12 protein-coding genes and 1 other RNA gene are annotated in these 12,716 nt (G+C 47.6%); 3 read left to right on the top strand and 10 right to left on the bottom strand.

Annotation, left to right across the window (positions count from 1 at the left end; all coding sequences use genetic code 11):
* Window positions 1-9 precede the first annotated feature (9 nt).
* The 10 genes from mraY to rsmI all read right to left on the bottom strand — a co-directional run bounded on the left by mraY (window position 10) and on the right by rsmI (window position 9,894).
* Window positions 10-1,092 (bottom strand): phospho-N-acetylmuramoyl-pentapeptide-transferase, encoded by a 1,083-nt coding sequence (gene mraY / locus F0U83_RS04505; protein ID WP_138988898.1) that lies wholly within the window; start codon window positions 1,090-1,092, stop codon window positions 10-12.
* 1 nt (window position 1,093) lies between these two features.
* Window positions 1,094-2,458 carry a UDP-N-acetylmuramoyl-tripeptide--D-alanyl-D-alanine ligase gene (locus F0U83_RS04500; RefSeq protein ID WP_211343718.1) on the bottom strand — a complete coding sequence of 455 codons (1,365 nt, stop codon included), beginning with the start codon at window positions 2,456-2,458 and terminating at the stop codon, window positions 1,094-1,096.
* Window positions 2,455-3,984 (bottom strand): UDP-N-acetylmuramoyl-L-alanyl-D-glutamate--2,6-diaminopimelate ligase, encoded by a 1,530-nt coding sequence (locus tag F0U83_RS04495; RefSeq protein WP_246077905.1) that lies wholly within the window; start codon window positions 3,982-3,984, stop codon window positions 2,455-2,457. The genes F0U83_RS04500 and F0U83_RS04495 overlap by 4 nt, the downstream gene beginning before the upstream one ends.
* On the bottom strand, window positions 3,945-5,663 hold the full coding sequence (locus tag F0U83_RS04490) for a peptidoglycan D,D-transpeptidase FtsI family protein (protein ID WP_138988899.1): 1,719 nt from the start codon (window positions 5,661-5,663) through the stop codon (window positions 3,945-3,947). The genes F0U83_RS04495 and F0U83_RS04490 overlap by 40 nt, the downstream gene beginning before the upstream one ends.
* A complete protein-coding gene (gene ftsL / locus F0U83_RS04485; RefSeq protein ID WP_138988900.1) occupies window positions 5,653-6,000 on the bottom strand; it encodes a cell division protein FtsL in 348 nt (115 codons plus the stop codon). Before ftsL ends, F0U83_RS04490 begins: the two co-directional genes overlap by 11 nt.
* An 11-nt stretch (window positions 6,001-6,011) precedes the next feature.
* Window positions 6,012-6,953 carry a 16S rRNA (cytosine(1402)-N(4))-methyltransferase RsmH gene (gene rsmH / locus F0U83_RS04480; RefSeq protein WP_138988901.1) on the bottom strand — a complete coding sequence of 314 codons (942 nt, stop codon included), beginning with the start codon at window positions 6,951-6,953 and terminating at the stop codon, window positions 6,012-6,014.
* Window positions 6,954-6,974: 21 nt separating this feature from the next.
* Window positions 6,975-7,427: a division/cell wall cluster transcriptional repressor MraZ gene (mraZ, locus tag F0U83_RS04475; RefSeq protein WP_138988902.1), complete on the bottom strand. Its 453-nt coding sequence runs from the start codon at window positions 7,425-7,427 to the stop codon at window positions 6,975-6,977.
* Between the two features lie 277 nt (window positions 7,428-7,704).
* Complete coding sequence (locus F0U83_RS04470; RefSeq protein ID WP_138988903.1) at window positions 7,705-8,562, bottom strand: hypothetical protein; 858 nt, start codon at window positions 8,560-8,562, stop codon at window positions 7,705-7,707.
* A gap of 106 nt (window positions 8,563-8,668) precedes the next feature.
* An RNA gene (gene rnpB, locus F0U83_RS04465) (RNase P RNA component class A) lies at window positions 8,669-9,022 on the bottom strand.
* 35 nt (window positions 9,023-9,057) lie between these two features.
* On the bottom strand, window positions 9,058-9,894 hold the full coding sequence (rsmI, locus tag F0U83_RS04460; protein WP_138988904.1) for a 16S rRNA (cytidine(1402)-2'-O)-methyltransferase: 837 nt from the start codon (window positions 9,892-9,894) through the stop codon (window positions 9,058-9,060).
* A 34-nt stretch (window positions 9,895-9,928) separates the two neighbouring features.
* Here rsmI and F0U83_RS04455 point away from each other — a divergent pair, with 34 nt between their 5' ends.
* Genes F0U83_RS04455 through F0U83_RS04445 form a run of 3 tightly spaced genes read left to right on the top strand, consistent with a single transcriptional unit; the run spans window position 9,929 to window position 12,713 of the window.
* A complete protein-coding gene (locus tag F0U83_RS04455; RefSeq protein WP_170221935.1) occupies window positions 9,929-11,740 on the top strand; it encodes a penicillin-binding protein activator in 1,812 nt (603 codons plus the stop codon).
* Window positions 11,741-11,751: 11 nt separating this feature from the next.
* Window positions 11,752-12,111: a YraN family protein gene (locus F0U83_RS04450; RefSeq protein ID WP_138988906.1), complete on the top strand. Its 360-nt coding sequence runs from the start codon at window positions 11,752-11,754 to the stop codon at window positions 12,109-12,111.
* 14 nt (window positions 12,112-12,125) lie between these two features.
* On the top strand, window positions 12,126-12,713 hold the full coding sequence (locus F0U83_RS04445) for an SIS domain-containing protein (RefSeq protein WP_138988907.1): 588 nt from the start codon (window positions 12,126-12,128) through the stop codon (window positions 12,711-12,713).
* Window positions 12,714-12,716 lie beyond the last annotated feature (3 nt).

Genomic DNA, 12,716 nt, shown 5'->3' with positions numbered 1-12,716 from the left:
TTTCTGCTCCTAACGAATCTTCAGGGTTGCTAAACCCACCAGCACTAACACCACGGTAATAATCCAAAAGCGAACAATCACCCGCGGCTCGGGCCAACCTTTTAGCTCAAAATGATGATGAATCGGCGCCATCCGGAAAATCCGCCGCCCAGTGAGCTTGTAGGAGGCCACTTGTAAAATCACAGAGACGGTCTCCATCACAAAGACCCCGCCCATAATGACCAGCACCAGTTCCTGACGTACAACAACCGCCACCGAACCCAGTGCAGCGCCTAGCGCTAGCGCACCGACGTCTCCCATAAAGACTTGCGCTGGGTAGGTGTTGAACCACAGAAAACCTAAGCCTGCACCAACGATAGCACCACAAAAAATGATGAGTTCCCCAGATCCTGCGATATAGGGAATATGCAAGTACTCCGCAAAACGAATATGACCACTAAGATAGGCAAAAACCGCCAAGGCACCTGCAACCATGACTGTTGGCATGATAGCCAAACCGTCGAGACCATCGGTTAGGTTCACTGCATTAGAAGTCCCGACAATGACGAAATAGGTAAACACAATAAAGAAGATACCCATGTCGATAGCAACATCTTTAAAAACGGGGACGATCAGCTGAGTTTCTGCTGGCGTTTGTGCCGTTACATAAAGCACGGTTGCTGCACCTAACCCGCCAACGGATTGCCAAAAATATTTCCAACGAGCCGGCAGCCCACGCGAGTTCTTTTCAACCACTTTTCGCCAATCATCGACCCAACCAACAGCACCAAAAATAAGTGTCACAATCAGCACTATCCAAACATATCGATTGGATAAATCTGCCCATAACAGGGTACTGATAGCAATCGACAACAGAATAAGCGCACCGCCCATCGTCGGCGTTCCTGCTTTACTTAAGTGGGATTGCGGGCCGTCATCCCGGACCGCTTGGCCAATCTGTTTTGTTTTCAAATATTTAATCAAACGAGGGCCGATAAACAGCGACAATGACAGCGCTGTAAGCACGCCCATAATGCCCCGCAGGGTTAAATATTTAAAAACCGCAATGGCCGAAAAATACTGACCAAAGAAATCTGCAAGAATCAGCAGCATATCAAGCCTCCCCAACCAGACAATTTACGACCTGATCCATGGCTGCACTTCGAGACCCTTTCACTAATATAACCATCGCTGAATGCGCCTCATGTTGAAGACGAGAAACCAACTCGCTTTTATCGCCCAGATGTTCAGCACATATGCCTCCCGCTTGTTTATAAGCTTCCACAGTAAATTGGCTCAACCGACCTACTGCAAAAAGCTTTTCTATACCCATTTGAGCAGCAAACTGCCCCACCTCTTGATGCAGGGACACTTCGTCAGCACCTAGCTCCCCCATATCCCCCAGCACTAACGCCCGCTCTCCTTTTAATTCACTCAACATGGAGATAGCAGCACGTACCGACCCGGGGTTTGCGTTGTAGCTATCATCAATCACCAAAGCACCATTCACACCTTGGGTGCTAAACATCCGCCCTTTTACAGCAGAGAATTTCGCTAAGCCTGATGCTATCTGCGACAAAGACAAACCCGCTGATAAACTCGCAGCGGCTGCGGCCAATGCATTGCATACATTATGACGCCCTAAGACATTCAGCCTGACAGCGACCGATTCATTTTGGTACGTCAAGTCAAAGCCGTAACATCCGTTTGTCTGAAGGTATAACGCTTGTGCTCGAACATCAGCACCCGCTGCCAACCCAAAGGTTAAGATGGACTTTCCTTTCGCTCTGTCTAACCAGCGCTGTGCATGGGGATCATCTGCATTAACAATCGCTACCCCTTGGTTTGTCAGCCCATCGTAGATTTCGCCTTTCGCCTCAACAACACCTTCAAGGGAACCGAACCCTTCTAAATGCGCCCCCATGGCGTTATTTACCATCGCGATATCAGGATGTGATAAAGAGGCCGAGTAAGCGATCTCATTGGGTCCACTTGCCCCCATCTCAATTACAGCATAACGATGTTCAGGCGATAGTCTCAGCAACGTCAACGGCACACCAATATCGTTATTCAAATTACCTTGCGTAAATAGCGTTTCCCCAACATCGCTAAGGATCGTTGCTAACATCTCTTTAACCGTTGTTTTACCGCTGCTCCCTGTCACTGCAATCAAGGTTCCATCAAAAAAGGCGCGATTATATTCACCTATTAGGCCTAATGCGATACGTGTGTCATCGACCACTAACTGAGGGATCGGCAACGCTATTGGATGATCCACCACCAGCGCAACAGCACCAGAATCTATGGCTTGTGCCGCAAAGTCATGGGCGTCAAAACGCTCACCTTTTAGTGCAATAAATAAATCACCGTCATGAATATTACGGGTATCTGTACTGACCCCCTGAATAAGAGCATCACCATTAATAAGCGTGGCATTTAAACACTCATTAAGCGCCGAGAGCTTAACACTTGTCATCATAAGTGAGCCTCTCTCTGCTGATAGCCCATTACCACGGCTTTATCGCTAAATGGATACTTAACGTTCATGATCTCTTGGTAATCCTCATGACCTTTACCGGCAATAACAACAAGATCGTTTTTCCCTGCCTGTCCTAAAGCCCATAAAATAGCTTCTTCTCGATCGGCACACTGCGTTACCTCAGCAGGCTGCTTAAAGCCCGAAATAATCATATCGATTATCTCTTCTGGCGATTCAGTACGTGGGTTATCACTCGTCACCACGACTTTATCTGCAAATGCCTCTGCCGCGCGTGCCATTTCAGCACGTTTACCAATATCTCTATCACCACCGCAACCAAACACGACCCATAATGTTGCTTGACAGTGCTCCCGCGCGGCCTGTAATGCCTTTTCGAGCGCATCGGGTGTATGAGCATAATCCACAACCACCGTCGGCATCCCCTCCTTAGCAAATACCTCCATTCGCCCAGGAACCGCGGAGATTTGTGACGCAACGCCCACAATATCCATAAACGGCACATCTAAGGAGCGCAATACAGAGAGCATTAAAAGAATATTGGATGCATTAAAAGCACCGATCACGGGTAGATTAATAACGTGCTCTTCACCCTTGGCATTCACTGATAACTGAATACCTTCCCGGCTTAACAAGCACGAAGTAGCATACACATCGGCCTGTGTATGCAAGCTGAAAGTCACCGTTTCTTTAGAGGCTTTCTGTAATTTTTCAGCTAATGACTTAACATAGTCATCATCCAGATTCAGCACTCGCTGCTTCACATCAAATTCTGTAAACAGGCGTGCTTTGGCGTGAGCATAAGCATCCATCGATCCGTGGTAATCAAGGTGATCACGGCTTAAATTTGTCATCGCCACCACATCAAACATAACCCCGGCAACACGCCCCTGATCTAACGCGTGGGAGCTAACCTCCATCACAACCGCTTTAGCGCCTTGCGCTTCAAGCGCTGCCAATAACTGCTGCAAGCGGATTGCATCGGGTGTAGTGTGTGTTGCTTGCTCCAGAGCTTCCGGGAAACCATTACCTACCGTGCCAATAATCGCAGTACGTATACCTAATGCATTCAGCGCTTGAGCAACATAATGCGCACAAGATGTTTTGCCATTCGTACCTGTTATACCAATCACTGTCATTCGAGATGATGGATTATCCAGCATCTGAGCTGCAAAGCCGCTGACTTTCTGAGCTAAATTGCGCACCTTAAAAACAGGTATGCTAAAGCTAAATGATTCAAGGTCGGGATAAGAGTGCTGATCCACAATCGCAGCAACTGCACCCGCTTTTGCTGCTTGAGCGATAAAATCAATACCTCGATGAGCCACGCCATCTCTTGCCACGAACAGGTCACCAGACTTTACTTGGCGACTATCAGAACATATCCCCTTTACAAGCAAATTTGCCGATACGTCATCCGCACCGGCAATAGTCAACTCTTGTAGTGTTTTTGCATTAAAGGGCTGCATCATTTCATCGCCATCGTTTGCTCGTTCTTTTGAGGCCATTGGTCGGGAGCCACATTCAGTAATCGTAAACTATTCGCCGTTACCCGAGAGAACACTGGTGCCGCAACCTCTCCACCGTAATATTCTTGGCCTTTAGGGTTATCGACCATTACCACTGTAACAATTCTTGGATTGGATACTGGCGCAACCCCTGCGAAGACTGAGATATACTTATCTTCGGCATATCCGCCGTTGGCGATCTTATGCACAGTGCCCGTTTTGCCTGCTACACGGTAGCCATGTACAGCCGCTCTTCGGCCTGTACCGCCACCTTGGGTCACCGTTTCCATCATTTCGAGTACAGAATCGGCAATCTCTTCAGGCATCACTCGAGTTGCTTCTGCGGGTTCATCACGCTTTAAAATGGAGATAGGGTAGGTAACTCCACCATTTGCCAGCGGTAAGTAGGCTTTCGCCAATTGCAGCGGCGTGACCGATAAACCATAGCCATAGGACATCGTTGCCCTTTCCACAACGCGTTTTGCAGGGTAATAAGGCAGGCTTCCACTACGCTCACCTGGGAAACTAGTCGCTGTCACTTGCCCTAAACCAACATTGTGAAACAGATTGCGTACGGCATCTTCATGCATACTCAGCGCCAACTTCGTAACGCCCACATTGCTGGATTTCGTAATAATGGAGGTTAAATCGAGCTTGCCGTAGTCACGGTGATCCCGAATCGTTCGACCTCTGATTCGGATAAAACCTGGGGAGGTATTGATAACAGTGTCAGCCGTATATTTACCACTCATCATGGCAGCAGCAACCGTTAGCGGCTTCATGGTTGAGCCAGGCTCAAACAGATCAGTCACGGCGCGATTTCTTAGCCCTTTGCTGTCTAATTTACTACGATCGTTAGGGTTATAAGATGGCTGGTTGACCATCGCTAATACCTCACCGGTTTTGACATCCAACACAACCGCTGAAGCAGAGTCTGCTTTATGTGCTTGCACAGCGGCTTTCAGCTCTCGATACGCCATATATTGAAGACGCAGATCGATACTTAATTGCACATCTTTACCCGGCTTAGCTTCCTCAATCGATTTGATATGTTTAATGGTTCGTCCCAAGCGGTCCTGCATAACCAACTTTCGACCCGGTTCACCACTTAGGCCTTGCTCGTAAGATAACTCGATACCTTCTTGCCCTGCACCTTCAATCCCCGTAAAGCCCACGAGATGCGTAGTCACCTCGCCTGCTGGATAGTAACGGCGGTATTCCCTATCAACATGCACACCAGGAATATCTAATCTATCAATCAGTTCTGCCAGCTCAGGGGTCACCTGCCGCTTGAGATAGATAAATTGACGTTCTGAGTTTTTCTCCAATCGCGCCACCAAATCAGCACGCTTCATATCAAGCAACACAGCTAATCGCGTTAATCCATTATGCCGAATATCTGCTGAGCTAGGATCAGCCCAAATTGTTGCTACCGGTGCACTCACAGCAAGCGGCTCGCCATTACGATCAGTAATCACTCCGCGATGTGCAGGAATCAAGGTGGTACGCAGACTTCTGGCATCACCCTGACGCTGCAGAAAAGCCTGATCCAGTGTATAGAGAGATACCAACTTGGTAACGATACCTATTGCAACTAAGGCCAGCAGTGAGAAGATCAGCACAAGCCGCCAGCTTCTGCCGGCACTTTCAGCTATTTCTGTATTCACTTTATCGCTCATACTGAACTATCTCTATCATCTCGGGTTGAGGCGAAATCATCTCTAATTTTTGCGTTGCAACCTGCTCTACTCGGCTGTTCGCACCCAGCGCGCTTTGCTCCAGCAATAACTGCCCCCACTCCACTTGATATTCATCCCACTGCTGTACAAGACGCTGATGCTTATTAAACAGCATGCGATACTCAAAAGCGCTGTAAGTCACGGCCAATGCACTCAATACAATCATCAATGTTAGCAACAGGGTCAGCGCGACCGGACGAGCCACCTCATCAAAACTAAGCAGACGAGATGCCCCTTCCTCTGCTCGCCCTGATCGCTGCTGAATGAAACCAAACATAAACAGCCCCATTACGCTATTTTGACCGCCACACGCATAACCGCACTTCGCGAACGTGGGTTATCTTCAATCTCTTTGGCAGATGCTTTTAACATTTTTCCGATCGCCTTAAGCCGCTGATTCAGCATATCTGTTGTTACAGGCACACCCTGCGGAAGATGCTCATCACCTTTCACATGCTTGCGAATAAAGCGCTTCACTATACGGTCTTCCAATGAATGGAAACTGATGATAACCAAGCGCCCACCTACCTTCAGCGCCTCTAATGATTGATCAAGGCACTGCTCTATATCTTGCAACTCTTTATTCACATGAATTCGAATAGCCTGAAACGCTCGCGTTGCCGGGTGCTTCCCCTTTTCCCAAGAAGGATTAGCATCAGATACGATCTTTGCCAGTTGGGCCGTCGTCTCAATCGGTGCTATCTGACGTGCGGCAACGATAGCTCTGGCCATGCGCCTTCCAAACTTATCTTCACCGTAGGTAAAGATCACATCGGCAATTTCTTGCTCAGATGCGTAAGCTAGCCATTGCGCTGCACTTTCTCCGCTGGTTGTGTCCATTCGCATATCTAAAGGACCGTCATGCTGAAAGCTAAAGCCACGAGTGGGATCATCCAATTGAGGGGAGCTAACCCCTAAATCCAGCAGCACGCCATCCACTTGACCGGACATATTTTGCTCTGAAACAAATTCACCTAGCCGAGAAAAAGAACCATGAGCAATAGAGAAGCGTCCATCATCACCAAACCGTTCTCCTGCACAGGCGATAGCTTCTAAATCCTTATCAATAGCCATCAAGCGCCCCTGATCAGACAAATGCTGCAAGATCAGTGATGAGTGCCCACCCCGACCAAAGGTGCCATCGACATAGAAGCCGTCAGCGTTTTGCACAAGAAGCTCAACAGCCTCATCCAGCAAAACAGTTACATGTCGAAATGTTTCAGTAGCCACTAAATGGACTCCGCTAATCAATTAAAGAGACAGATTAAGTAGTGCATCAGGCAAAGCCTCATCCTCTACTTCCTGTAAATATTTTTCTCGAGTTTCGTTCCAGGAAGCCTCATCCCAAACTTCAAACTTTCGCCCCTGGCCTAACAGAATCAGCTTCTTATCAAGACCTGCGTAATCCCTTAATAAAGCCGGTATTAATAATCGACCATTGGAATCCATCTCCAAGTCGGTTGCATGACCAATCAACAGCCGTTGCAAGCGACGAGCCGAAGGGTTGTAACTGGGCAGACTATCTATCTTTTCTTGGATAATTTCCCATTCATCTATGGGGTAAAGCAGCAAGCAGCGCTCTTCGGTGTCAATCGTCATCACTAGATGGCCCGCACACTGTACCGAGATCTGATCTCGATAGCGTGCGGGAACGGCCATTCGGCCTTTCGCATCTAAGTTGACTTGATTTACACCGCGGAACATTTATCCACCCATCTACCCAAAAACCATCACAAAAAACCACTTTAGCCCACTTTTACCCACTATATTACACTATAGAAAGTAACCCCTCCCAATGCAAGCGTGGAAAAAGCGCGACAAGCCCCTTAGCGACTGCAAATTCGATGAAATAGAATGGTGTTCATGAAGAAATAAATAAGGGAAAGGAAAGACTTTAAAAATCAGAGAATTATATCGCGCCTGCAGCAGCGATATTTCAAATCAAAGGATGTAACGTTAAAAAATGTACAGATAGCATAGTCTACGGAGCAGCCAACCGACACAAGCCTGGTATGAGATAGCGCTTATCTTGTTTTGCGTAATTCAGCTTTAGATTATAGAGCTTTTGCTCTACTTCATCGCCCTCTAAACGGCCAAAGAGCCCCAGCAACAACTGATCAAAAATTTCTCTACCTCTCTTTGCATCACGAGTTTCACGCTCAGAATTTTTGACATCCGTCAAAAAACTAAAATGATTCCATAAAACACCAAACTCTTCTGCATAGACAAAATGAAACTTAGGGTTATCTGTCACTCGACGAGACAACCCAGAAGGGTCGGGGCGAAACGGCATATACTGATTAGACAGTACAACAAAAACACGACGCAGGTAGGGGTTATCAGGATCAACAACCGACTCCAGATCCGACAGAGCAAAGGGATCAACCATAATAGCGGAATAGCCAACATCAACACCTACCTTTTTCGATACCTCCTCTGCCGCTTCTAAAGCGGCTTGAAGCACCGAAGGTGAACCACCCATGCTATAGTGGATACCCACAAATTCGCCACCACCATCTGCTAGCATTTGTTTAGCCATGGGTTCTTTTTTCCGAGAACGAACCTCCAGAACCCGATCAGCAAAACCACGGACAACCAAAGCCTGCCCAACATCTAGCGCACGCTGTCCTCCCCAATCTATGGCAAACAATAAACCTGGATGAACCATTATTGTTGTTGTTTTTTGCAAGGAGGAAACACGATGGATATGTTGAGAATGATGACTATCACAAACGGGCAACTGCTCGGCCGAGAGATCACTTCTCAATCCAGAAGAGGAGCATCCAGCAAGGAGCAATACTACAGCAACAATAGATAGATATGAGCTCAAGCGACGCATCTAAAGCACCTTACATTGACCCATCCATGGTATTCATGACTGATCAGTATAAGATAAAAAAAGAAGCCGTCGATAGCAACACAGGGTCGCCAATGGGAGACTAAAAGATTAGAGTTCGCCTATAAGCCGGGTTCTGTAATAGACAGTCATTCATCTGGGACGTACATCACTGCACGCCTCAAGCGACCTACCCGGATCCGATGCGAGCCACACCTAATGGATCCCTATTTGGTCTTGCTCCGAGTGGGGTTTACCATGCCGTGGAATGTTGCCACCCACGCGGTGCGCTCTTACCGCACCCTTTCACCCTTACCGTTATCCGAAGATACTTAGGCGGTCTACTCTCTGCTGCACTGGCCGTCGGCTTACACCGCCCAGACGTTATCTGGCACTCTGCTCTATGGAGCCCGGACTTTCCTCCCTCCTGCCAAGGCAAGACAGCGACTGTCCGGCGAACTCTGCGGGCAAGGATACCAGTAATCCTCGCTTTAGCAACTACTTCCGATTCAACGCTTCTTGGTAAAGTGCATTTTTCTTTTCACCGGTTAATTTTGCCGCCAAGGCCGCTGCCTGCTTAACTGGCAACTCCTCAAGCAGCGTTTCCAGCACATGAAGCGTTTCAGCAGAAAAGCCTTCTTCCTTTTTGGGTTCAACACCTTGAACAATCAGCACAAACTCCCCTTTTTGCTGGTTATGATCCTGCTCCATCCATACCAAAAGATCCGACACTTTATCTCCGTGAATCGTCTCAAAGGTTTTCGTCAGTTCACGCGCCATCACGACATACCTGTCAGCGCCTAAGACCTCAACCATATCATTCAGCGTTTCGATAATACGATGGGTAGATTCGTAAAAAATCACCGTACGCTCTTCACTTTTAATCAGCGCAAGCTGCTGCTGTCGCCCCGTGCGCTTTGCGGGTAAAAAACCTTCAAATATAAAACGATCCGTAGGCACCCCAGCAGCACTCATTGCTGTTATAACCGCACTACAACCTGGAACCGGAACCGCTTTAAAACCTGCATCCCTGACTCCCCGCACTAAATAAAAGCCAGGATCTGAAATTAATGGCGTTCCTGCATCGGAAATCAGTGCGATATTCTCGCCAGCGGACAATTTATCCAGTATTGTTTGCAGTCTTTGGCGCTCATTGTGATCATGCACTGAAATCATGGGCGTTTTGATGTTAAAGTGCGCCATTAAACGGCCACTATGTCGCGTATCCTCAGCTGCAATAAGAGCAACGGACTGCAAAACCTCCACTGCTCTGGGAGTCATATCCCCTAAATTGCCAATGGGTGTGGCCACAATATATAAAACCGCGTCTGACATAATTTTTCCATCCATCATCAGGGTGCTAGAGTATATGATGAATATGAAACGCCTGTCTCTAACCGTAGCGCTTACAGCCTTTATTGCCGGCTGTGCAATGCCTCCAACCACACCGCCTAGCGTCAGTACCGGTAAAGCTTCAACAAACACAGTTATACAAGATGCAGATTATCTGCTAAACCTTGCCCGCGGCGCTCAACCTATTCGAGCCGCTGAATTAAAAACACAGGCAGCGGAGCAGCTTATCGCACGGGGAGAGCTTGATCGGGCGGATCGTATCCTTGCGGGCATCGACACATCAATTCTGCCTCCTAGCCTACAGTTTACCGTGATTAGCCTGCGCACGAGACAGGCGCTCAGCAACCAGCAAGGCGAAGCCGCACTGGGCTATTTAGCGAACATGCCATCGCTTAGCACACTCCCTGATAACCAAGCACGCTTATCCGAATCACTCTATGCCGATGCCTATCAACTTAATGGGCAATCGCTTGATGAGGCCATGATTCTGATAGAAAGCACAACCTACGTACATGATGAAGCTGAACGCCAAGCTATACATGATCGAATTTGGAATGCGCTACAATCAACTGATAACCAAGCACTATACGAAGCACTTCAACGCCCCAACAACAACTACAACCTTCAAGGCTGGCTGGAACTTGCCCAAGCTGCACGGACCGTTTCAAATATAGAGTCCAATACCAACAATATCGATAATTGGCTGAACTTGTGGCAAGCACACCCTGCCGCTCTACTTATGCCAAGCAATTTCAACACACCTGTTGCAATCGCCGATCTTATCAATGTATCCCGCATTGGCATTATGCTTCCTTCAACAGGCAAACTCTCCAGTGCCGCATCTGCTATTCAGGAAGGCATTATGACTGCGCACTATGCCAATCAGAGCGCAACACAACCGCCCGAATTGATTTTTATAGACAGCAGCTACCTGGATACCCCAGAACAAATTATCCAAGCCGCTCAAGAAAAGGGGGTTGAGCTAGTGATTGGCCCCTTGGATAAAGATAAAGTGATAGCACTAAGTCAATCAGCACTCCCCTTGCCTTTTTTAGCACTTAATTACGCAAATACAGGCGCACCAAATCTCTACCAATTTGGCTTATCTGCCGAAGATGAAGCCAGAGACGCAGCAACCCAAGCATTAAATAATGGCAAGCGCTATGCGCTGGTAATAACTCCGGAAACAGACTGGGGCGAGCGAGCAGCTGTAGCTTTTAGAGAAACCTTCACACAATTAGGTGGCACCATTGTTGCTGAAACTTCCTTTAATAGCAGCAATCTCTCACAAAAGGTTACCCAGCTTCTTAAAACCGATGACAGCAAGGCACGCGCCAGAAGCTTAAGACAAATAACTGGCCTAAACTTTGAGTTTGAAGAGCGCCGTCGCCAAGACGCGGATACCATTTTAATGGCTGCAAGACCGCAAGATGCGCGTCTGATCAAGCCGCTTTTAGCTTTCTACTTCGCCGCAGACCTGCCCATTTATGCAACATCGCAAGTCTACAGCGGGCAAGCTAACCCCCGCGCTGATATCGACTTAAATGGCATCATGTTTGGCGAAACACCATGGGTTTTATCACCACCTAGCCAAAATCAACAAACCATAGCGGCCGTCAAAAACAATACCGGCACCCGATTCGGAAGGCTTTACGCCATGGGCATTGATGCCTATAACCTGTATCCTTATCTTTCGCAACTTCGCAGCACACCGGGTGGGCGATTGAATGGTGAAACTGGCCAGCTTTCTGTCAATGAACTTAACCAGGTTAATCGTCACCTACAGTGGGCCATTTTCGAAGATGGAATCCCTAAACTGATAGATTAAAAGAATGAACTATGGACAGCAAAAAAAGCGGCACGGATGCCGAAAATTACGCTTGGCACTGGCTAATCAAACAAGGGTTAAAACCAGTAAAGCGTAACTATTTATGCAAAATGGGGGAGATAGATCTCATCCTCCTCGATAGTAATGTATTGGTTTTTACCGAAGTACGCCTACGCAAAAGCCGCTTTTATGGCGGCGCAGCTAACTCCGTTAATTACCATAAACAACAAAAAATCATAAAGACAGCACAACACTTTTTGATGACGCACTCCGCTTTCCAGCAGTACGACTGCCGGTTTGATGTCATCGCCTTTGAAATAGCATCTGAAAGCAACGAACCTGTATGGTATAAAGACGCTTTTAGACTTTAAGACCGGATGCAGTAATGGAACTTGAAGACCGAATTGTTAACCTTTTCCACAATTCGATGGACACGAATGCTCATACCATCGAGCAATATACTCCATTAATAGCCCACGCAAGCGAGCTCATGCTGGCAACACTCGCCAGCGAACTAAAAATCATTTGTGTCGGCAATGGCGGATCGCTTGCTCTCGCTCAGCACTTTTCATCGTTGCTGCTTAGCCGGTTTCGCCATGAGAGACCGGGGCTGCCAGCCATCACACTTGGTACTGATGGTGCGGCACTTACGGGTATTGCTGAAGAAAATAGCTTTAGCGAAGTCTACTCCAAGCAAATTCGAGCCATTGGGCAGCCTGGCGATATATTATTAGTCATATCAAACCAAGGGCGCTCAAACAGCTTAGTACAAGCCATCCAATCGGCCCATGACCGAGATATGTCAGTCATTGCAATAACTGGACATGATAACAGTAATATTTCGGCACTTTTAAGACCCGACGAGGTCGAAATCTGCGTTCCTTCGAATGACAATGCGATGATCTATAGTGCTCATCTACTCATCCTACATTGTCTTTGTGATTTAATTGAATACCAACTGTTTGGAGCCTGACCC

Source organism: Neptunomonas concharum (genome assembly GCF_008630635.1).
Lineage (GTDB): Bacteria > Pseudomonadota > Gammaproteobacteria > Pseudomonadales > Balneatricaceae > Neptunomonas > Neptunomonas concharum.
Note: the sequence above shows the minus strand (reverse complement) of the source record. Positions and strands in the feature narration are given on the sequence as shown.

Coding starts and splice junctions, on each gene's coding strand:
- mraY (WP_138988898.1), bottom strand. CDS start 1,092: ATGCTGCTGATTCTTGCAGATTTCTTTGGTCAGTATTTTTCGGCCATT.
- F0U83_RS04500 (WP_211343718.1), bottom strand. CDS start 2,458: ATGATGACAAGTGTTAAGCTCTCGGCGCTTAATGAGTGTTTAAATGCC.
- F0U83_RS04495 (WP_246077905.1), bottom strand. CDS start 3,984: ATGGCCTCAAAAGAACGAGCAAACGATGGCGATGAAATGATGCAGCCC.
- F0U83_RS04490 (WP_138988899.1), bottom strand. CDS start 5,663: ATGAGCGATAAAGTGAATACAGAAATAGCTGAAAGTGCCGGCAGAAGC.
- ftsL (WP_138988900.1), bottom strand. CDS start 6,000: ATGTTTGGTTTCATTCAGCAGCGATCAGGGCGAGCAGAGGAAGGGGCA.
- mraZ (WP_138988902.1), bottom strand. CDS start 7,427: ATGTTCCGCGGTGTAAATCAAGTCAACTTAGATGCGAAAGGCCGAATG.
- F0U83_RS04470 (WP_138988903.1), bottom strand. CDS start 8,562: ATGCGTCGCTTGAGCTCATATCTATCTATTGTTGCTGTAGTATTGCTC.
- rsmI (WP_138988904.1), bottom strand. CDS start 9,894: ATGTCAGACGCGGTTTTATATATTGTGGCCACACCCATTGGCAATTTA.
- F0U83_RS04455 (WP_170221935.1), top strand. CDS start 9,929: ATGATGAATATGAAACGCCTGTCTCTAACCGTAGCGCTTACAGCCTTT.
- F0U83_RS04450 (WP_138988906.1), top strand. CDS start 11,752: ATGGACAGCAAAAAAAGCGGCACGGATGCCGAAAATTACGCTTGGCAC.
- F0U83_RS04445 (WP_138988907.1), top strand. CDS start 12,126: ATGGAACTTGAAGACCGAATTGTTAACCTTTTCCACAATTCGATGGAC.